This is a genomic window from Rhizobacter sp. P2_G4 (genome assembly GCF_056403575.1).
Genome location: NZ_JBFUFG010000004.1, coordinates 191641 through 213779, shown reverse-complemented (window position 1 = coordinate 213779; position 22139 = coordinate 191641). Strand labels below are relative to the sequence as shown.

The following is a 22139-nucleotide window of genomic DNA, read 5'->3' as shown; positions in this document are numbered from 1 at the left end:
TCTTTTCTGTTTTCTCTCATTCCGAGCGCTGAAAGCCGCCCGTGTTCATCACGAACCGAAGCACGTCGTCATCCGTCACGGGCGTGAGCTTCAGGTCGAAGCGACTGTTGATGAGGGCGACGAGGGCCTGCGCCCACTTGGCGTTCCAGACGAGGCCGGCATGGCCATCGGCCAGGCTGGCATTGGTGGGTGCATCGCCCCCGCGGTTGGTGACCTGAATCTCTGGCCCCAGCTTGTAGACACGGTAGTCGGGACGGCCATCGCTGCCACGTGAGCCCCAAACGCCTTCGAACCACTGGCGATCATTGAAGAACGCCAGGCGCGGATCCAGCTTCACCATGGCCTGCAGGGCATCGTCGTAGTAGTCGAGGCCCTTGGAGATGTTGGCGAGCGGCGTCGGCGAATGCCACTGATCGTGCATCCGCTCCCAGTTCACGTTGTTGAAGACGCCTACGAGCACGATGCGCGTCTGCGGATGCGCATGGTGGATCATGGCAACCGCCTTGCGAATCTCCGACAGGCACATGTCCATCTTGGCCCGGGCGACAGGCGACTGGGGGTCCTTTGCCAACAGGTCGAGGTTGGTGACGTCGTTGGCAAAGTCGTTGCCGCCGATCCTGATCACGACGATGCCGTTGCGCCATTTCGACGCCTCGGCATCCATGGCTCTCACCAGGCGTGGCACCTGGCGAGACCAGCCGCCGAAGAGATCTCGGCAGCCGTCACCCGAATAGGCAAAGTTGTAGCGGTGATCACGTTTTTTCGGCGCGCGGACCTCCCCCCACCCCCATGACTCGACGGTGGGGGCCAGGCCTACCCACTCGATGGCGGCCGCCACGCGGCCGCGCATGCCGTGGACTCCCCATTCGCCCAGGTCGAGCTGGTCGCCGCGCATCCTGGCAAGCGCTTCGGTCCATTGGAAAGTACTCGCGGCAAAGCGCCCTCCACGGGGCACGGCAGGCGCATTCGGGTCGTGAATATCGTGGAAACCCTGACTGTCCGAGTCACCGATCACGGCCAATGGAATGAGGGCGTCACCCACCGCCGCCGTCTTTTCGATCGCGTTCACCGCACTCGCTGAAGGACTCAAGGTCAATGCGCAAAGCCCCAGAAGGAAAACGGCCATCCGTAAAGACCCGAAGGCTGCTCGAAATACATGCATCGGCCAAGCTTGGCGGACAAGTCACCGGGCGTCATCACGTAAACAAGGGGGATAAAAAAATAGCAGGGGACACCCATAATGAATCGAACGTTACGAAATGATCCGTAGGCGTACGACACCCCAGGGAGAAGGGGGCAATGCTTCAAGTCCCGAGCGCATGCAGCCGCCATCGAGCGACGCGCTCCAACCGCGATGCAAAGCCCTTTCGTGTGACAGGCGGCTATGTCGATCGTCCAATCAAAAGGCACCCAGGCGTCCGAAAGCGATGACTGGGAAAAGAAGCCGGAACACTTGAGACCTTGAGACCGATGCCGCTCGCTTCCAGCTCATCTCGCAGCGCCCTGACGCCGCTTTCGCACTGGCTGCGCGAGGCTGCTCGCCAGCATCCCAACGCCTGCGCATTGGAAACGCCGGACACGCGCCTCAGCTACAGCGAGCTGCTGAACGCCGTCGATGCGCTGGTCGCCAAGCTCAAGTCTTCGGGCTTCACCCAAGGCGACCGGCTTGGCATCGCGGCGACCCGTTCGTCGCACGCCATCGTGGCCATCCTGTCGGCCGTCGACGCGGGCCTTGGCTATGTGCCGCTCGACCTGAGCTACCCGGCCGACCGCCTGCAGGCCATGCTGCAAGACGCGCAGCCGCGTGCCGTGCTAGGCGATACCGCCGCGCTGGCATCCTTGCGCGATCTGGTCGGTGACTTTCCGACGCTAGAGAAACCGGCTGCGCGCGGCGAACGCCTGCACGCGTCGAACGACGATCTCGCCTACGTGCTGTTCACCTCCGGCTCCACCGGCCGACCCAAGGGCGTGGCCATGCCGGCCACACCGCTCGCGTACCTGATCCAGTTCCACGCTGAGCACCCGCGACTCGGCAAAACGGCGCGAACGCTGCAGTTCGCGCCGCTGTCGTTCGATGTGCACTTCCAGGAGATTTTCTCGACGCTGGCCTGCGCCGGAACGCTGGTGATGCTGGCCGAGCCGGTCAGGCGCGACCCGGCGCAATTGCAGGCTGCGCTCATCAGCCTGGGCATCGAGCGCATGTTCATGCCTTACGTGGCGCTGCAGATGATCGCCGAGGCATCGCGCGAGACCGTGCCGCATGCCTTGCTCGACGTCGTCAGTGCCGGCGAACAGCTGCAGATCACGCCGGCCATCCGCTCGCTGTTCGCGCGCTTGCCCAATGCGGCACTTCACAACCACTACGGGCCGACCGAGACGCACGTGGTCGTCGAGCACCAAATTCCGGGAACCGCGGACCAGTGGCCGGAGATTCCGCCCATCGGCAAAGCCCTGCCTCACGTCCAACTCGCGCTTCGTGATCCGCAAACGCAGACGGTCACCACCGCCGACACCGGCGAACTGCTACTCGGTGGCGACACGCTGGCCGACGGCTACCTGGGCCGCCCCGAGCTGACCGCCGAGCGCTTTCTCGAACATGTGGACGGCTTGTCGGGCCGCTGGTACGCGACCGGCGACCTGGTGAAGCGCGCTGCGAACGGCGACTACACCTACCTGGGCCGAGCCGACCAGCAACTGAAGGTCGATGGCTTCCGCATCGAGCCGGGCGAGATCGAACTGGCCCTGATGGCCCACGATGCCGTCAAGGACGCGGTGGTCACAGCCCCCGATCTGCCCGGCATCGGCAAGCAGTTGGTGGCCCACATCGTCTTGCGTGAAGGCGTGGACGCAAGCGGGCTGCGAGCCCACTTGCGCGGCCGCCTGCCCGAGTACATGGTGCCAGTGCGCTTCGTGGAGCTGGAGCGCCTGCCCATCACACCGAGCGGCAAGATCGACCGCCGCAGCCTGCCGCTGCCGCAGGTCGAATCGTCGGCATCCRCAGGCGCCGACCCCGCGCAGGTAATCCGCTCGCTGTGGCAGGAACTGCTGGGCACGTCCGACATCGCAGCCGACCAGAACCTGTTCGACCTCGGCGCCCGCTCGCTGCTGGTTCTACGTTTCGTGACACGCCTGAAGGACTTGGGCATCACCGGCATCACAGTGGCCGATGTCTACGACCGGCCCACGCTTGCCGGCATCACCGCGACAGCCACAGGTCAAAAGGCCAGCGTGCGCAAGGCGAGCACTTCGCGCCCACGAGACGTGCAAGGCATTGCCATCATCGGCATGGCCTCCCGCACGCCGGGCGCGGCCAATGTCGAAACGTTCTGGCAGAACCTGCTCGATGGTCGAGAGGGCATTCGTCACTTCACCCCTGACGAACTCGACACGTCGATTCCGGAATCGGTACGCAGCCGCCCCAACTTTGTGGCCGCGCGTGGGGTGCTCGAAGACGCTGACCGATTCGACGCGGCGTTCTTCGGCATCTCGGCTCGCGAAGCCACCATGCTCGACCCGCAGCAGCGGCTGCTGCTCGAGCTGTGCTGGAACGCGCTCGAAGACGCCGCCATCGACCCGACGCGCACCGAGGCGCGCATCGGTGTCTACGCAGGCAGCGCCAACAACACCTACACCCCCGCGCTGCGGCAGGCCCAGCCCGAGCTGGTGCAGCAGTACGGCGAGTTCGCCACGATGCTGGCGAGCGAGAAGGACTACGTTGCCACCCGTGTGGCGCACCGGCTGAATCTGAACGGCCCGGCCGTCAGCGTCCACACCGCCTGCTCCACCGGCCTGGTGGCCGTGGCACAAGCGTGGCATGCACTGGCCAGCGGTCAGTGCGACGTTGCACTGGCGGGCGGCGCGGCGCTGATGGTGCCGCAGGCAGGTGGCTACCTGCACGTCGAGGGTGCAATGGAATCGGCCGACGGCCACTGCCGGCCTTTCGACGCCGAAGCCACCGGTACCGTCTTCGCCAACGGTGCAGCAGCCGTCGTGCTCAAGCGGCTGGATGACGCGCTGGCCGATGGCGACACGATCCACGCCGTCATCCGCGGTGTCGGGCTCAACAACGATGGCGGCGACAAGGCCAGCTTCACGGCACCGAGCGTGAGCGGCCAGGCAGGCGCCATCCGCATGGCCCTCGACCATGCGCAAGTCAGCGCACGCAGTATTGGCTACGTCGAAGCCCACGGCACGGGCACGTCTCTCGGTGACCCCATCGAACTGGCCGCCCTCACGCGCGCCTGGCGTGAGGACACCGAAGACAAGCAGTTCTGCGGCATCGGGTCGGTCAAGAGCAACCTGGGGCACATGGTCGCGGCGGCAGGTGTCGTCGGCCTGATCAAGGCGGTGATGTCGCTCAAGCGCGAGGTGATCCCGCGCACGCTGCACTTTCGCCAGCCCAACCCGCAAATCGATTTCGCCAGCACGCCGTTCCACGTGCTGGCCGACAACACCCCGTGGCCACGCGGAGAGCAGGTTCGCCGCGCCGCCGTCAGTTCGTTTGGCGTGGGCGGCACCAATGCGCATGTGATCGTCGAAGAAGCGCCGGCAGTCGTGCGGCACAACAGCCCACCCGATGGTCGCCTGCTGGTCCTGCCCTTGTCGGCACGCACGGGCTCGGCTGCTCTGCGGCGTGCGCGCGACCTGGCCGATCATCTCGAACAGCACCCGGAGTTCGCGCTTGCAGACGTCGCGGCCACCTTGATGCGCGGCCGCCGCCCGATGGCGCAGCGCCTGAGCGTTGTCGCCGCAAGCGTTGCCGATGCCGTGACGGCACTGCGCGGCGTGAAGAGCAGCACCGCTGCACTCGCCAAGCCGCGCGTCGTGTTCCTGTTCCCCGGCCAAGGTTCGCAGCATCCGGGGATGGCGCGTCAGCTGTACGACGAAGCACCGGCGTTCCGCGACGCCCTCGATCGCTGCCTGGCCATCGCCATGCCGGCGCTGGGTATCGATCTGCGCAGCTGGCTAATCGATGCGGACCCGGCCGACACTGCGGTTGCGCAACTGCTGGCCGAAACGCGCCATGCGCAGCCTGCGTTGTTTTCGGTGTCGTACGCGCTGGCCGCGTGGCTGGAGAGCCTGAGTGTTCAGCCCGACGCGATGATCGGCCACAGCATCGGCGAATACGCTGCTGCCTGTCATGCCGGTGTGTTCTCGCTGGCCGACGCGCTGAAGGCCGTCATCGCACGTGGCCAGGCGATGTTCGACCAGGAACGTGGCGCGATGCTGGCGGTGCGTACAGGAGCGCAAGCTCTGCAAAGCCTACTTCCCGCAGGCGTCGAAATCGCTGGTTGCAATGCGCCAGCACTGACGGTCGTGTCGGGCAGCCATGAGGCCATCGCCCGATTCGCTACGCAGCTCGAAGCGCAGGACATCGGCACCACTGCGCTGCGCGTTTCGCATGCCTTCCACAGCGCATCGATGGAAGGCGCCCTGCCCCGCATCGAGCAGGCGCTGCGACAAGCTTCGTTGCATGCACCACGGATCAAGGTCTATTCCTGCATCAGCGGCGCCCCGTTGCTCGCCAGCGAAGCAACCGACCCTCACTACTGGGCACGCCAGGTTCGTGCGCCGGTCCAGTTCAGCACCGCTGTCGCCGCGGAGCTGGCGCAAGCCGACACCGTCTTCGTCGAGGTCGGCCCGGGCCAGGCGCTGACTGCACTGCTGCGCCAACACCGCACCGCCCAGAACGTGGTGCCGCGCAACGTCGCCTTGCTAGGCCCAGCGAACAACGCGGGCGACCCGGCCATGCAAGGACTGCAAGCGCTGGGTGCCCTTTGGAGCCACGGCGTCGAGATCGCGTGGCCGGTGGCAGCCACCGCTCAGCGCGTGGCCTTGCCAACCTACCCCTTCGAGGGCGATCGCCACTGGTTTGCGACCCGCCCCGGCACGGCCATGGCCGTCCAACCGATTCATCCTGCAACGGCAGCGGCACCCGCGCTTGCCAATCCGCCTACCGAGGTCCGCGTCATCATGAGCCGCATTCCCAACATCGAGCGCGAGCTTCAGCGCATCCTGAGCGACGTCTCGGGGGTCGCCGTCGAAGACATGGCCCGCGACAACAGCTTTGTCGACCAAGGCCTCGATTCGCTGTCGCTGACACAGGCCACGCTGGAACTGGAGCGCGTGTTCGGCATGAAGCTGCGCTTCCGCCGCCTGCTCGAGGACCTGGACAACATCGAGAAACTCGCTCGCTTCCTTGATGCCGAGATGCCTGCCGACAAGTTCGCGTCGGCACCCATTGCAGCACCCGCCGCCGCAGCTGTCTTGCAGCCTGCTCAACCGTCACAGCCTGCTGCGTCGATCTCACCGTCGTGGCAAGTCGCCATGCCCGCGGCTGCTGAAGGTGGCAGCGCCTTGCACCAGTTGATCCAGCAGCAGATGCAGCTGATGTCACAGCAGCTGGCCCTGCTCGGGGGCGCACCCCAAGCGCCTGCTTTCACCGCGCCCACTGTTGCTGCCCCGGCAGCTGTGCCTGCCTCCTCAGCCGCCGCACGCATTGCGCCTGCCACGGCAAGCAGCCATACGGTCGTCGACTCGCAACCAACCGCCGCAACGTCGTTGATCGAGAAGCCCTTCGGCGCCTCGCCCCGGCTCACGCTGAAGGCCAAGCAGGAGTTCACGCCCAAGCAACGCGACTGGCTCGACGACTTCATCGCGCGTTGCAACGCTCGCTTCGGCACATCGAAATCGTTCAGCCAGAAGCACCGCAAGGTCATGGCCGACCCGCGCGTGGCCACCGGTTTCAACCCGCTGTGGAAAGACCTCGTCTACCCGATCGTCGTGAATCGCTCCAAGGGCGCCCGCATGTGGGACGTCGACGGCAACGAGTTCATCGACCTGCTGTCTGCCTTCGGCGCCAACCTGCTGGGCTACCAGCCCGATGACGTGCGCGACGCGATGATCGAGCAGCTCAACGCCGGCATCGAAGTCGGCCCACAGCACCCGCTCGCAGCCGAAGTCGCCGAACTCATCTCCGAGTTCACCGGCATGGAGCGCGTGGCCTTCTGCAACACCGGCTCCGAGGCCGTGATGGGCGCGATGCGCATTGCGCGCACGGTGACCGGCCGCAAGACCATTGCCATCTTCACCAACTCGTACCACGGCATCTTCGACGAAGTGATCGTGCGCGGCACCAAGCAGCTGCGTTCGCTGTCGGCGGCGCCAGGCATCCTGGCCAATGCAGTCGAGAACGTGCTGGTGCTCGACTACTGCAGCGAAGACGCCTTGCGCGTGCTCAGGGAGCGTGGTCACGAGCTGGCCGCCGTGATGATCGAGCCGATCCAGAACAAGTACCCGACGCTGCAGCCGCATGAGTTCGTCAAGTCGCTGCGCAGCATCTGCGACGACGCGGGCTGCGCGCTGATCTTCGACGAGGTGGTCACCGGCTTCCGCGTCGCACCGGGCGGCGCACAAGAACTGCTCGGCGTGCGCGCCGACATCGCCACCTTCGGCAAGGTGATCGGCGGCGGATTGCCGTTCGCGGCCATCGGCGGCAGCTCGCATTGGCTGGACGCGCTCGACGGCGGGCACTGGCAATACGGCGATGACTCCTATCCCGAAGCCGGTGTCACCTACTTCGCCGGCACCTTCGTGCGCCACCCGCTGGCGCTGGCCGCGGCCCGCGCTTCGCTGCTGCACCTGAAGCGCGGCGGGCGCGAGATCTATCGCACGCTCAACGACCGCACCCAGGCCCTGATCACGCGCTTGAACACCGCGTTCGCAGCACGCGGCGCACCGGTCAAGGCCGTGCACTGCGCCTCGCTGTGGCGCCTGAGCTGGGACGATGGCCAGAAGTACGTGAGCCTTTTCTACTGGCTCGTGCGCTACCACGGCCTGCATCTGTACGAGCAGTTCGGCCACTTCGTCACCGAAGCGATGGGCGAGGCAGAGACGGACCGCATCTTCCAAGTCTTCACGCAAGCCATCGATGAGTTGATGGCGCTCGGCCTGATCACTCCCCGCGAGGGCGGCCCCGCGCCGCGCGACCCGGGCGACGGCAGCAGCAAGGCTCTAAGCGAAGGCCCGCTGACACCCGGCCAGACGGAGCGCTGGCTCGCGGGCGCGTTCGACCCTTCGGCTCGGCGCGCGCTGAACGAGTCGCTGTGCGTGGTTCTGCAAGGCCCGGTCGACCAGGCAGCTCTGAAGACCGCGCTGCAGGATGTGCTCACGCGCCACGAGGCGTTCCGTGTGTACTTCGACCTCGATCAACCGCTGCAACACCTGGCGCCTGCCGGGCCGGTGCCGGTCGCGCAGGTCGACCTGCGCGAACAGGGCGATGCCGATGCGGCACTCGACGCGTTCTGCACCGAGGCCAGCCGCCGCGACTTCCCAGTCGACCAGGCCCCGTTGGCTGCGGTGAGCCTGCTGCAACTCGCTGGTGGCCGCACCGTGGTCCACGTGGTCGCAAGCCACCTAGTCTTCGACGGCTGGGCCTCCAGCGTGTTCAACGCCGAGTTGGCCACTGCCTACCGCGCTCGCAGCACCGGCCTGGCGCCGCATTGGCCAGCGGCCGAATCACCGCTGCGCTTCGGCACTGAAGAGCAGGCACGCTTCCAAAGCGAGGCCGGGCAAGAGTCGCTAGAGTTCTGGGCCGGCGTGCTGCGCAACCCGCCTGCACCGCTCAACCTCGGCGACCTCACCCCGCCGAGCCCGCGTCGCTATGCGGCCGACACCGCACGCGTGAACTTCGACGGAGCCTTGTTGGCGCAACTGCGCACGCAGGCACGGCAAGCAGGTGCGACGCTATTCCAGTTGCTGCTCAGTGCGGTGACGATCATGCTGCAGCGCCGAACCGGGCAACCCGAGTTCGTCGTCAGCATTCCCTACGCCGCACAAAGCCTGCAACGCCATGGCCCGCTGATCGGCGATGGCGTGCTCGACCTGCCACTGCGCCTCAGCTGCAATGCGGGCGACTCGGCGATCACCGTGCTGAAGCAGGTTCGCACGCGCTTGATGGATGCGCTCGAATACCCGCTGATGACACAAGGAACGGTGGCGCGCGCGCTCGGCATCCGCAGCGCAGGCGACCGCCCACCCCTCACCGGCGTCTACTTCAACCTGAACCCGAAGGTGGACCTGTCGGCTTATGCGCCACTGGCCGCCAGCATGCACGAAGGCCGCAAGGCCGGCACCTTGAGCGAGCTGTTCTTCAACTTCTACGAGAAAGACGACGCCCTCACGCTGGACCTGCACTACAGCACCGACCACCTCAGTGCCGGCCGTGCGCAAGACATCATCAACGACCTCTTCACGCAATGCGCGTCGCTGGCCCATTCGCTGGCCACACCAGTGGCCGCGCAAGCCGCCGTGGTTGCTGTGGCGCCGTCGGCAAAAGCGAGCACCGCCGCGATCGACTCCCGCTTGCTCGCGTGGAACGCCACCGATGTGGCACTCGAACCCAACGCACGCATCGAACAATGGGTGTCGCGACAGGCCGGGCGAACTCCGGACGAGATCGCCATCGTCGCCAAGGGCACGAGCCTCACCTACCGTGAACTCGAAGCGCGCGCCAATCGCTTTGGCAACCTGCTGCGCTCGCGCGGCGTAGGTGCCGGCACACTCATCGGCGTCGGCCTGAGCCGCGGGCCGGACCTGATCCCCGCATTGCTGGGCGTGTTGAAGACCGGCGCGGCCTATGTGCCGCTGGACCCGGGCTTCCCACGCGACCGCCTGCACTACATGGCTGAAGACGCCGACGTGCGCTTCGTCATCACCGAGGCAGCGAACGCCGACCTCTCAGGCGTCGAGCGCGACAAGCAGATTCGCATCGACGATGACGCGGCCGCCATCGCAGCCGCGTCCGATACGCCCATTGCCGCATCACCCGACTGGGCCGACGATGCGCCGGCCTATGTGATCTACACCTCCGGCTCCACCGGCAAACCCAAGGGCGTGGTGCTGCCGCAGCGTGCGGTTTGCAACTTCCTGGCCAGCGTGAAGCGCGAGCCGGGCATGAAGCCGGGTGACCGCCTGCTGGCCGTCACCACCTTGTCGTTCGACATCGCGGTGCTCGAGCTGTTCTTGCCGCTGACGGTGGGAGCACGGGTCATCATCGCCCAGCGAGACGACGCGATGGACGGCGAAGTGCTGGGCCGCATGGTCCATGACCAGGGCATCACCGTGATGCAGGCCACACCAACCACCTGGCACATGCTGCTGGATGCGAACTGGCGTGCCCCCACGGGCCTCAAGGCGCTGTGCGGCGGCGAGGCGCTTCCGCCTTCGCTGGCGCAGCGCATGCTTGAGTCCGGCGTCGAGCTGTGGAACATGTACGGCCCGACCGAGACCACGGTGTGGTCGACGCTCTCGCTCATCACCGATGCACGCGCGCCCATCGTCATCGGCCGGCCGATGGACAACACCAGTGTCTGGATTCTGAGCGAGGACCTGAAGCCCTGCGCCGTGGGTGCCGAAGGCGAGATCTGCATTGGCGGGGCCGGCGTGGCCAATGGCTACTTCAAGCGGCCGGAGCTCACGGCCGATCGCTTCGTGGCGAACCCCTTCGACAACACCCCGGGTGCGCGCCTGTACCGCACTGGCGACCTCGGCCGCTGGCGCGAAGACGGCCGGCTCGAGCACCTGGGCCGGCTCGACTTCCAGGTGAAGATCCGCGGCTACCGCATCGAGCTGGGTGAGATCGAGGCGGGGCTTGCTGCCCTGTCCGGCGTGGCGCGCAGCGTCGTCGTTCCGCGCGAAGACACGCCCGGAGACGTGCGGCTCATCGCCTACGTGGTACCGCAGGCCGCGGCGCAGCTGGACCCGTCGCAGATGCGTGACGCCTTGCGCGGCACCCTGCCCGACTACATGCTGCCGCACAACGTGGTGGTGCTGGAGGCGATGCCGCTGCTGCCCAACGGCAAGATCGATCGCAAGTCGCTGCCTGCGCCGGCCGGCCCTGCGCTCACGTCCAAGCCGAAAGGTGAGCCCCCGCGCAATGACCTGGAGCGCAGCGTCGCCAGCGCGATGCAGGCGGTGCTCAAGGTTGCCGACATCGGTGTCAGCGACGACTTCTTTTCGCTCGGTGGGCACTCGTTGCTGGCCGCGCGCCTGGTGGGCCAGATCAATCGCGAACTCGGGATGCACCTGAGCCTGCGCACCTTGTTCGAGTCCCCAACCGTTGAGAAGCTCGCACGTGCGATCGAGAAAGCGCGCGGAGGCGATGCCGGCCCGACACGGCCACCCATCGTCCGCCGGGAGCGGCAAGACAGCGCACCGCTCTCGCTGATGCAAGACCGCATCAACTTCATCGAGCGCATGCACCCGGGTCGCGTGGCGTATCACGCGCCGGCTGGCCACCGCCTGCGCGGCCCGATGAACGTCGAGGTGTTCAACCGCGCGTTCGCCGAGATGGTGAGGCGGCAGGCTGCGTTCCGCACGTCAATCGTTCCTTCTGGTGACGGGTACATCCAGCAGGTTGCTGAGTCCGTGTCCTTGAGCCTGCTGCCCTTGACCGACCTCAGCAGCCTGCCTGAAGGCGAACGCGAGCAGGCCATGCTGGAGGACATGAAGGGTCTGGTCGCCACGCCCTTCGCACTGAACAGCGCGCCGCTTTTCAGCGCCCGCTTGTATCGCCTGGGTGAAGAACATCACGCGCTCTTCTTCATGGCCCACCACATCGTGTGGGACGGATGGTCGTTCGACGTGATGTACAACGAGATGGCGGCGCACTACGCGGCGTTTCTCGAAGGCAAGCCTTCGCCACTGCCGGAGTTGTCGGTTTCGTACGGCGACTTCGCACAGTGGCACAACACCTGGATGGAGAGCGAGGAGATCCGCCAGCAGACGGAGTACTGGAAGCAGCGGTTTGCCGTCTCGCCATCGCAGAAGAGCCCGCACGCCGATCGGCCGCGCAAGCCGCTGTCGACGGGTGTGGGCGCCACCGAGTTCCTTACGGTCTCGCCTGAACATTCCGAGCAGATCCGCCAATTGGCGCGGCAGACCGGCAGCACGGTCAGCATCGTGATGCTGGCGGTGTACACGGCCCTGATGTCCCAGTGGATGGGCGACCCTTCCCCGGCCATCGGCCTGCCCGTGCGCGGCCGCCCGGCGCCTGAGCTTGAAGGCGTGATGGGCTTCTTCAACAACCTGCTGCCGATGCGCCTGCCGGTCAACACGTCGCTGACCTGTGTCGACTGGATCAAGGCGGTACGCCAACAAGTCACCGAAGCCATCGCCAACCAGGACGTGCCTTTCGAACGAGTGGCGCAAGAACTGGCATTGCGCTCGGGCACGCTGTATCAGGCGCTGTTCAACTTCCAGGATCTGCGTGACCGCCCGACGCGCTGGGGTCCATTGGCGCACGAGCGCATCAACATCATGCAAGAGGGCGCGACCGAGAACCTCAACCTGTGGGTCATCGAATCGGCAACCCACATCTCGGGTGGCCTGCAATACGACGCCGACCTGTTCATGCCCAGCAGCGTGGTCGCGCTGCGCGACCGCCTGATCTCGATGCTCGGGCAGATGCTAGGCAATCCACAAATGCCGCTGGCGCAGTTGCTGCAGATCACGCCCAGCGAGGCGGCAACCCTGAACGCCTGGGAACAGCCCGCCACGCCGGCGAGCCAGACCGATGCCTATGACGCACTGATGGCAAGAATCGCCGCGCAGCCGGACTCATGCGCCATTCGAGAGGGCGCCACCATCGTGAGCATGGGCGAACTGGGCGAGCGTGTTCAACGCACGGCGGCTCTGCTCCGGGCTCATCTGAATACGGCGAAGAAGTCGGTTCTCGTCAGTACTGCGGACCCGGTTGCCCAATGGGTGGTTGGCCTGGCAGCGCTGCAATGCAACGCCGCAAGCATTTCGCTCGAAGCAGGCGCTTCGCCATCACGTGTTGCTGCAGCCCTGCAATCGAACGATGTCGCGCTGGTGGTTTGCGACGCATGGCTGGAGTTCGCACTGCCCGCCGGTATGACGCGGCTTGACGTCTCGGTGGTTCCGAGCGGCCGCACGCTGCCACGAAGTGCCAATGCGGAAACTGTGACTGACAGTGCTGCGCCTCCGCGCGCAGTCGACCGTGCAGCGCTCGCAGGCCTTTGCAGCGGACTGCAAGCATTGCTGCCACTGCGTCCGCATGAGTCCGTGCTTTGCATCGATGGGCCCGCACGCGCATGGCAATGGACTCAGGCCCTGATGGCCTGGGGCGCGGGCGGTGAAGTGATTCTTGCGAAGCAAGACCTGGCACGCCAGGGTGCTGGCATCGTCGCCTTGCTGCGTGGCGAGAAGATTCGCGCGCTGCATGGCTCGGCCAACATGTGGCTGCGCATCCTTGCAGAGTTGAAGGGTGCGGCATTGCCACCGCTGACCGCGATGATCGACGTGACCGAGAGCACGTCGGAACTGGTCGAATCGCTGCTGACAGCAGGCATCAAACTGGTCTCCCTGTACCGCCCCGTCGACACCGGTTTGCCACTTGCCGCAGGTGCGATTGACGACGTTCAGGACGCCACCGTGTTCGGCAGCCCGCTGCACGCGAACTCGCTGAAGGTTGCCGGGCCGCAAGGCGAGCGGCTGCCTGTCAGCATCGCGGGCGAATTGCTCTCGATGTCGCCCGCCAGTGGCAAGACCGGGTTCTCCACGGGTTCGCTGGTTCGCTGGCGCAGCGATGGCGTGCTGCAGTACCTCGGCGAGGTGGCCGGCACGGCCTATGTCGAAGGCCATCGGGTCGATCTGCGTGCGGCCGAAGCCAGGCTCGACCGGCATCCGCAAGTGGCTCGCTCTCTCGTGATTGCACGAGCTGCCCCGTCCGGGCACACCCAGCTGACCGCCTACATCGTTCCGAAGGAAGGCGGCCCCACTGCACTGGCCATGGCCGCTCAACTCAAGGGTTGCGTTCCCGAAGAGCTTCTGCCATTGCAATGCGTCGAGTTGCCTGCCATTCCGACCTTGCCCAACGGCGAAATCAATCTGAACGCCCTGCCCTCTGCCAGTCCGAGCCATCTCTCTGCGACTCAACCGAGCAGCAGTAAAGGAGCGGACACGGAAGCCGAGCGGGTCGTATCGGAAATCTGGAGGACCGTGCTGAAGATCGACACGGTGAGCCTGAACGACAACTTCTTCGACCTCGGTGGCCACTCGCTGTTGGCGATGAGCGTCGCCGCGGAAGTGAAGTCCCGTCTTGGCGTCGAACTGAACCTGCGCCAGCTGATCTTCGAAAGCCTGGGTCAGATCGCCGCCTCGCTCGAGCAGGCGATGACCAAGCCGCCGGCCCCGGTCATCGTGCCCAAGCGACAAGGATGGCTGCAGAAGGTCGTGGCTCGGCTCCAGGCATGAGGGTCGAAGGGCGGGCTCCGGCGATACGCAGATCCATTGGAATTGCCCGCGGCGGTTCAAGGTCGATGGAACATCGCATATCCATGCGGGGTAGCGCCGGTCAACCTGCCGGCTGCAACGAAGCAACCGCAAGCCGATGTTGCTGCATCGAAGGGTGCCCGACCACCCAAGCGGCCTTGGCCATAGTTGCTTAACATTGCCGCAATGCTTCCTCTTTTCTTTGGACCTCCCTCGCGTCGACTGTTTGGCGCGTTCCACGAAGCCAGTCCCGGCCGCATGCAGAGCCTGGGCGTGTTGCTGTGCAACCCGTTCGGCCAGGAAGCCATTCGTACCCATCGCCTCTTCCGGGTGCTGGCGATTCGGCTCGCCAAGGCTGGCATTCATGTGCTTCGATTCGACTACTTCGGTACGGGCGACTCCGCTGGGGACGACGATCAGGCAGATTTGCAAAGCTGGCGCACCGATATCCAGACAGCCCACGAAGAGCTGGGGCGCTTGTCAGGCTCAGCCAACGCGACTTGGGTGGCATCGCGCCTGGGCGCGGTGGCGGCGATTCAGGCGTTAGGGCAGTCCGCACGGAGCGCACAGCGCCTTGTGGTGTGGGACCCTGTCGTCGAAGCATCAGCCTATGCCCAGCTGCTTCGCAAGAAGCATGTCGAAGCCCTGGAGACCAGCTACAGCGTCCCCGATCCGGCCTGGCGCGTGAAACTGGCGAGCGATCCCGCGGCATTCAGCGACGAGGCCATCGGCTTTGCTATACCGCCGGCGTTGCGCAAGCAGTTGTCGACACTGCATGCTGCTCAGCTGTCGATTCCCCAGACGGTACAGACCACGGTCATCGCCGATCCGGACGACCCAGGCGTTGCCGCCTGGGTGAGCGCGCAGCAAGCTTCGGGGGTCAAACTTCAATCGGTCGCGTTGAAGCACACACTGGAGTGGACATCAGACGATTCGCTCAATGCTGCCCTGGTCCCGGCAGATGCCGTTCAGCAACTGATGCTTGCCATCGATCGATGACATGACCGAGTCACCCATTCTTTTCGGCCCCGAGCGAAACCTGCTGGGAATCCTGACCTCACCGACCAAAGCCAACGCGCAGGCACCGGCTTGTCTGCTGCTGAACGTCGGCGTCACGCATCGGGTCGGCCCTCGCCGCTTGAACGTCAAGCTGGCACGCCAGCTTGCGGACATCGGCGTCTACAGCTTGCGGCTGGATCTTTCGGGCATTGGCGACAGCGCCGCAGCTCATAGCCGGTCAAGCTTTCGAGACCAGTCGATCCAGGACTTGAAGTCCGCCATGGACCTGGTCGAGAAAGAGACCGGAATTCGGCGTTTCGCCGTATTGGGCATTTGCTCGGGCGCCAGCAACGGCTACTGGTTGGCTCAGACGGACACCCGTGTGGTCGGCCTGCTGATGTTCGATGGCTTCACGTTCCCAACCTTCAAGACCCAGATGCTTCACGACTGGGTGCGCCTTCGCACTCTTCACTGGAAGACAGTTGTTGCCAAGGTGCGTGACCGGGTGAGAGGGCTCCTGGGAATGGCTCGCTCGGCACCAACGCCGGCCAGCATCTTCAATGCGAACTCGGACCAGGCCATTCCATCGCGCGAGGAATTTGCGCGCGCCATGGAGTCACTGACGGGGCGGGGCGCCGCCGTCTATCTGATCTATTCCGGAAGTCTGTTGGTACACCATAACTATCGGGGCCAACTGAAAGACGCATTCAGAAATGCCCCGTTCCTGCGGCACATCCGCGATGACTACTGGCCGGAAGTCGATCACATCGCAACGCCCTTGTCTGCTCAGCAGAAACTGATGGCAGCCACGAGCACTTGGGTGGCCAGCCTGGCTGCGCCGCAACTCCCAGTGCCCGAAGGCAAACAGCTGCGACGGTCTGAGATCGTTTGATGTCCCATCTGAACTAGGCCGCTTTCCGCGCTTAGTGCATCTCTGGTGCTGAATCGCACCTGAGCAATGCAAAAGCCGTTGATTCAAGAAGTCTCGAGTAAAGGGGTGGCGCTGCGTCGCCGGCAGCGGCACTGACGTACCGCCGCCGTTCCTTCGTCGACCACAAAGCAGAAGGCCGCAAACCTTTCGGCTGCGGCCTTCGCAAAGTTGCTGCAAGGCAGGCGCGTGACTATCGAGTCAGAAGCTCTCAGCGACCTCGCCCTGCCCTAGGGCTCAGGGGATGACCATCATGCGACCGTCACCCAGCAGGTGAGAGTGGCAGTCCTTCTGTGCGTTGTCGCAGTTCTTGGTCCAGGCCTTCACGATCTCAGGCTTCCAGGCCATGAAGTAGTCTCCGTGGCCGCTGAAGCCCGCCGGCTTCGTCAGATCGTAGTTGTCACTCGACAGACGCCAATACTTCGTTTCGCCCGTGACTCTGATCTGGTAGAGGATCTGGTACGCGATCTGTGGCAATGCAACCGGGTGCGACGCCGGGCAGTTGCCAGTGTTGTTCGCCTTCACGTTGACGGGGTTCGTCATGTGGCTCTTGTGATCGGGTGAATCAAGATTCACGCCGTCCCAGCACTGCGGGAAGTCGACACCCATGATGAGCCAGCTTCCATCGCCGCCCGGGCAATTGGTCGGGATGCTGCTGCTCCAGTCCGAATTGCCACCGTTCCATACACACGCATAGATGGCCGCGCTGCTCGGCGCGCTGGGGTTGCCCTTCGGATCGCCTGCAATCATCCGCAAGCCCAACGGCACTTCCGTGATGGCGCCCGGTGGCAGCGCATAGCCGGTCTTGTAATAGAAGTTGGACTCGAACATCGGCGAGAGTGGCGCGCCGGTGCGGGTGTCGATCATCGACGGCACCCAGTACGAGCTGCGGTTGATCGTGCCGCCGCGGCAGGTGCTGTTGCCAGTGGTCGACAAGCTCGTAGCCGTCGAATAAGCATCGATGCCCGTGTTGCCGAAGAAGGTGTGCAGGTGGCTCTTGCCGGGCTGACCTGGATACACGATCGGGTCGTCAAATGCGAACTTCGTTGCCTGGCAACCTGTGCGGAAGGCGCCGATGTCAGAAGACGGTGCGACTTCAGTGGTCGGCACCAACATGTCTTGGGACCATCCACCTACCGGGTTCTGGCTCAGCTTCGGAACCAGGTTCATGTTGATCGTCACCATCGCTACTGGCGCCGGCGCCGGCGCTGGTGCTGGYGCTGGTGCAGGMKTCGGCGCTGGCGCTGGTGCAGGAGTCGGCGCTGGYGCTGGTGCAGGAGTCGGCGCWGGYGCTGGTGCAGGRGTCGGCGCTGGYGCTGGTGCCGGTACAGGGGCCGGCGCCGGAGCGGATCCAGAGCCACCATTCGATCCCGAATCGTTCGAACCGATATCGCTTCCGCCGCAAGCAGAGACAGACACTGCGGCAATCAAAGCCAAACAGGTCATGTACCTGTTGTAGGTGGCGGCGCTGATACTCATGTCGGATCTTTCTTTTTGATAACTTGACCGGAGCTCACGACAGGTGTCGCGGCAAGGGACTCGAACCAGATCGCTGATGCGACTCTTGTGATGCTGTTGTCGGCACAAACGCACACTCACCAAAGACCATTGTCGTGGGGCCTCCTGATGGAGATGTATGCGAGTGTTTCGGCAACTGCAGTGCGCTCCGAAAAATTTGCTTACATAGATCGCTGCGATTGCCGATGGCGGAGTACGTCGCAATACCCATGCCGATACCCGGGAGCCCTAAATGCGCCGCAAGACGTCAATCACGTAACTGAGGGGGGCTGGGTTGATACATAACCGGCAAAGGACGCGTGTCCCCGGCGGTCAAGCAACGGCTTGATGCGCGTCTTCCTCTCGGAGGGAGGCCTTGCGAGCCAGTTATCGGATGTGGGCGCTCATTGGAGCGAGCCGTTTTCGGCGTCAATTCGCGTTCAGCCCCGCCAGCCGGGCTCGATCAGCGTCGGGCAGCGACTGCAGCAGCGAATCGACGAAGGTCTGATGGACCTGCCATGCATGTGCCGTGTCAGGGTCTATGGAAGACACGCGCACCAGCAGACCATCCGGCACGCGCCCCGCCAAGGTCGCTTTCAATTCAGAGACACGCTTCTGGAACCGATTCTCGACAACACCGCCGGCCAGCGTCGACCAATACGTCACCGGCTCCTTCCGCTCGCCCATGCTGGTTTCGAGGCGGCGCACGGCAATTGGACCCGAGGATGTGACCAAGCTCCCAGTAACGTTTTGGTACACAGTGAAGCCTTGCGCTGGATAGCAGACCTCGGGCTTGTGAACTTCCAGGTTGCCGCGCTGGTCGTTTCCGTACGCAATCGTCAGCATGATCACGTGCCCGGCCGAACTGACGTAAGAGCGCGTCAAGACCTGGCTGTAGAGCTTGTCGATGAGCTCTTTCGATTGAGGGTTCACCACTTGCACGGCCGCAGCCATCTCACGCCAGAGGCCAAATTCTCTGGGCACGATGCGCTCCAGATCCATCGGCGCGACACGAGCGCCAGCGAACTCTCCATCGCGAAGCAGCACTGGCGCCACACTCGCGGCGCACATGGCCAACCCGAGAACCAGCGCCCTGGCAAACATGCTCACGATCAACCCTTCTTCGCGCCGCTCAACTCAAGGCCGGGTTCGCGCTCTGTCACCGACACAGACTGTCGATTAGCAGCGCTGGTACGCCACCGGGCAAACAATGCGTTGAGCGCTACGCCCGCCAACAGTGCCAGTTGCACAGCAAATTCCAAGTGGTATCTGTCCTGAGACACGACGGCGCTGTGAATCGCGCTGTAGAAGGCGATGGTGACGACGACAGGGCCACACACTGCACGCCAGAACCCACGCGTCTTGATCAGCACTCCCAGGCCCGCAACGGAGGTCAGCAGGATCAGCGCCCACGTTGCGTGGGTAAACAGCTTCAGTGGCCTCAACACCGATTCGCCGAAACGCGCCGAGAGACCGGCCTCGTTCCAGGCCACGCCGATCGACTCATGGTTGTAGAGCCAGATGAACTTGCGAAGTGACCGCAAGGCGAAGCCCACTGGGTCATTCACGATGTAGGTCTTTGCCAGCTCGCCAAGCGCCTTGTCTTGTTTGTCGTCGCGCAGCTTCTCTGCCCAGGCCGGCACGTTCATGTGTTCGCCAGTCGTGCCCGGCGCGTTGCCCATCCACAAGGTCACCCCACCGTTCGTCGATATCAGCACCACTTCATGGTAGAGCGCGTAGTTGCGCATGGTCCATGGGGCGATGACGCAGGCCATCGCGATGAGCGCGGGAACCACCAGACGCAACTGCTCGAGCACCGCAGACTTCGACAAGCCGCGATCGAGCAGAACCGCCACGCCGATGATCACCGGCAATGCCATTGCCACGGGCCTCACCAGAGCGGCGCATCCAAGCAGCGCACCTGCCGCAATCCCACGCAAAAGCGCCTGGCGTTTCGGCAGCGTCCACACGTCGAGCGCTGCGGTGACGAACACCAAGAAGGGCAGCTCACTGGCCAGCACCGTGGTGAACATGATCAGCGTCGGCCACAACGCCAGCACCCAGCCGCCGTAGAGCGCACAACGCGCGCCGTAGAAGCGGGTGGCCAAACGCATCGTCAACACGATCAGGCCCACGGATAGGAGCAGATTCAGCCAGACGATTGCGTTGTACTCGGCACCGAAGACTCGGAACAGCGCGGCATAGATGAGCGAGGTTCCGGGAGGCCAGAAAGAGAATGGCTCGTTGGCGTTCCAGCCGAAGACACCGCTCGACATCAGCGTTCGGGCGAAGGTGTCGTATGCATGGCTGTCCGAGACCGGCATAACCGGGATCATCAACGCCCACACGGCGCGCAACAGCGTGGCCACTGCGAGCAAGGTCAGCAAACTCCGGAGCGATGCCCCGGAGCCAAGCACACCTCGCTCGTCAGCCGTCTTGGGAGTCGTGCTCATGCTCATCACAGGGTCGCCGCCAGCAGAGCGCATCCGACCAGCACGGCAATGACCCAGCTCTGCTTGTCGGTCGCTGCGAACACCACCGGGTCGTCGTGCATCTCGCCTCGGTGGGCCTTCATCCAGACCCGGCTGATCCAGTAGAGCAATGGCGGCAACACCAGCCACAGCGCCCAGCGCCGCGGGTAGAGCCCGTTCAGATCGGGGCTGTTGACATACAACGCGAGGATCAGGATGGCCATGTAGCCAGCGGCCGAGCCAAGGCTCACCAGCACGGGCAGGTCCGACACCACGTAGCCCCGCCCCGCGGCCTTGGTCTTGTTTTGCTGGATGACCACCAGCATCTCCGAATACCGTTTGACGATGGCGAGGCTCAGGAACATGAACATCGAAAACGCCAGCAGCCAGAACGACGGCACGATCTCCGTGGCGGCCGAGCCGGCAATGATGCGCGATGTGTACAGAGAAGCCAGCATCAGCACATCGACGATGACTTGGTTCTTCAGCCAGAACGAGTACAGGCAGGTGACGGCAAAGTAGGCGACCAGCGTGGCCGCAAATGCGATCGGCAACTGCGCCGCAATCAATGCAGCAGCCAGCAGCAGGGCCGGCGCCATGGCGATGCCATGAGAAATGGGGAGCGCTCCAGAAGCAAACGGGCGATTGCGTTTGCGCGCATGCACCCGATCAGACGCCAGATCAAGCAAGTCGTTGATGACGTACACCGCTGAAGCGCACAGGCTGAAAGCGGCGAAGGCCAGCAACGCTGCGGTGATGGGCTCTGCGGAGAGCTGATGCCCCGCGAACACAGGCACGAACACCAGCAGGTTCTTCAGCCACTGGTGAACGCGAATTGCCTTCGCATAGACCTTGAGCGACCGCGGCAACTGTTTGATGACCTGCAACACCGAGACGCTCGCCGCAGCCGCTTTGTGCAGCGACGTCGATGAGCTGACCACGATCGCGCCTGCGCTCACGGCCCACACCGGCAAGTCGGCGCGCGAATTCCCCGCGTAGTCAAAACCGCCTCGCCCGAAAAGGCCCTCGAGGTGGGCCGCTTTGTTCGGGCCGGCAAGGTTGGTTCGCGCATCCGTGGCCTCAACGCGATCGAACAGGTCAAGATGGGCGGCGATGGCTTCGGCCTGGCCACGTGGCGAAGCCGTCGCGAGCACCACGCTGCGCCCCTGCGCGCGTGCGTTCTTGATCAGATCCAGCACCTCGGGGTCGTACGGCAGGGACTGGGCATTCAGCGACACGCGTTGCGCGATCTGCTGCTTCAGGTGGGCCTTGCCCTTCAACAACCAGAACGGCAGCTTCAGCAGTGACAGCGGCGATGACTTCGCCAGCAACAGCACCGACTCGTGCAGTAGATCGGTTCGTATCAAGGTCCCATCGCAGTCGACGCAAAGGGGCAGGCTTCGAGTCATCGTCATCATCCGCCCCTCGCGATCAACACCACACCGACTGCAATCAGAAGAGTGCCTGCGACGCGCTGCACGCCAATGCTGTCGCCCATCAGCCACCACCCGAGAAACATCGTGAGAATGAAACCGATGCCGACGAAGGGATAGGCAAAACTGAGCTGAACCCGCGCAAGAACCAGCAACCACACGGCGGCACTCAGGAAGTACATCACCAGCCCGCCGATGACCCATGGGTTGGTCGCCACCAGCATCACCGAAGACGTCCAGTGCTGTTGCGCCAGGGACAGGCCGATCTCGCCCTTGCTCATGCCAGTCTTGAGCAGCACCTGCGCCACGGCTGACATGCCGACGCTGACGAGGATCAAGATAAAAGTGCTCGCAGCGATGTTCATGGACGCAATCAGTTCAAGGAAAACACAAAAAGTCTAACCGTAGGGGCCTCGCAAAATCAGCCCCATGTTTGCTGGATAGCGCACGAGAGTATTGGCCTGCGCCGGTTGTCGCCGCCTGCCCACACGCGGCGAGCGACCTGGCCGGAAGATG

9 protein-coding genes are annotated in these 22139 nt (G+C 64.4%); 3 read left to right on the top strand and 6 right to left on the bottom strand.

Going from position 1 to position 22139, the window contains the following annotated elements; all coding sequences use genetic code 11:
* Window positions 1-16 precede the first annotated feature (16 nt).
* Complete coding sequence (locus AC1DYS_RS16990; protein ID WP_477901186.1) at window positions 17-1069, bottom strand: SGNH/GDSL hydrolase family protein; 1053 nt, start codon at window positions 1067-1069, stop codon at window positions 17-19.
* A gap of 401 nt (window positions 1070-1470) precedes the next feature.
* On the opposite strand from AC1DYS_RS16990, the gene AC1DYS_RS16985 reads away from it, so the two are divergent.
* The 3 genes from AC1DYS_RS16985 (at window position 1471) to AC1DYS_RS16975 (ending at window position 16186) form a co-directional block, all read left to right on the top strand.
* Window positions 1471-14277 (top strand): amino acid adenylation domain-containing protein, encoded by a 12807-nt coding sequence (locus AC1DYS_RS16985; RefSeq protein ID WP_477901184.1) that lies wholly within the window; start codon window positions 1471-1473, stop codon window positions 14275-14277.
* Between the two features lie 204 nt (window positions 14278-14481).
* Window positions 14482-15294: a serine aminopeptidase domain-containing protein gene (locus AC1DYS_RS16980; RefSeq protein WP_477901182.1), complete on the top strand. Its 813-nt coding sequence runs from the start codon at window positions 14482-14484 to the stop codon at window positions 15292-15294.
* Between the two features lies 1 nt (window position 15295).
* Complete coding sequence (locus tag AC1DYS_RS16975) at window positions 15296-16186, top strand: alpha/beta hydrolase family protein (protein WP_477901180.1); 891 nt, start codon at window positions 15296-15298, stop codon at window positions 16184-16186.
* A 273-nt stretch (window positions 16187-16459) separates the two neighbouring features.
* Here the strand turns inward: AC1DYS_RS16975 and AC1DYS_RS16970 are convergent, their stop codons facing one another.
* The 5 genes from AC1DYS_RS16970 to AC1DYS_RS16950 all read right to left on the bottom strand — a co-directional run bounded on the left by AC1DYS_RS16970 (window position 16460) and on the right by AC1DYS_RS16950 (window position 21988).
* Window positions 16460-17392 (bottom strand): DUF1996 domain-containing protein, encoded by a 933-nt coding sequence (locus AC1DYS_RS16970; RefSeq protein ID WP_197068122.1) that lies wholly within the window; start codon window positions 17390-17392, stop codon window positions 16460-16462.
* A gap of 756 nt (window positions 17393-18148) precedes the next feature.
* Complete coding sequence (epsI, locus tag AC1DYS_RS16965) at window positions 18149-18823, bottom strand: exosortase-associated protein EpsI, B-type (protein ID WP_477901914.1); 675 nt, start codon at window positions 18821-18823, stop codon at window positions 18149-18151.
* 8 nt (window positions 18824-18831) lie between these two features.
* The gene (locus AC1DYS_RS16960; protein WP_477901177.1) at window positions 18832-20172 is read right to left on the bottom strand and encodes a hypothetical protein; all 1341 of its coding nucleotides are present in this window, start codon (window positions 20170-20172) and stop codon (window positions 18832-18834) included.
* A 5-nt stretch (window positions 20173-20177) separates the two neighbouring features.
* Window positions 20178-21608: a UbiA family prenyltransferase gene (locus tag AC1DYS_RS16955; protein ID WP_477901175.1), complete on the bottom strand. Its 1431-nt coding sequence runs from the start codon at window positions 21606-21608 to the stop codon at window positions 20178-20180.
* Window positions 21605-21988, bottom strand: coding sequence for a DMT family transporter (locus AC1DYS_RS16950; RefSeq protein ID WP_047493887.1), 384 nt, complete (start codon window positions 21986-21988; stop codon window positions 21605-21607). Before AC1DYS_RS16950 ends, AC1DYS_RS16955 begins: the two co-directional genes overlap by 4 nt.
* Between the last annotated feature and the right edge of the window lie 151 nt (window positions 21989-22139).

Excerpts from the sequence above, each read along its gene's own strand:
- AC1DYS_RS16960 (WP_477901177.1), bottom strand. The coding sequence starts at position 20,172 with ATGAGCACGACTCCCAAGACGGCTGACGAGCGAGGTGTGCTTGGCTCC.
- AC1DYS_RS16950 (WP_047493887.1), bottom strand. The coding sequence starts at position 21,988 with ATGAACATCGCTGCGAGCACTTTTATCTTGATCCTCGTCAGCGTCGGC.
- AC1DYS_RS16970 (WP_197068122.1), bottom strand. The coding sequence starts at position 17,392 with ATGAACCTGGTTCCGAAGCTGAGCCAGAACCCGGTAGGTGGATGGTCC.
- AC1DYS_RS16980 (WP_477901182.1), top strand. The coding sequence starts at position 14,482 with ATGCTTCCTCTTTTCTTTGGACCTCCCTCGCGTCGACTGTTTGGCGCG.
- AC1DYS_RS16975 (WP_477901180.1), top strand. The coding sequence starts at position 15,296 with ATGACCGAGTCACCCATTCTTTTCGGCCCCGAGCGAAACCTGCTGGGA.
- AC1DYS_RS16955 (WP_477901175.1), bottom strand. The coding sequence starts at position 21,608 with ATGATGACGATGACTCGAAGCCTGCCCCTTTGCGTCGACTGCGATGGG.
- epsI (WP_477901914.1), bottom strand. The coding sequence starts at position 18,823 with ATGTTTGCCAGGGCGCTGGTTCTCGGGTTGGCCATGTGCGCCGCGAGT.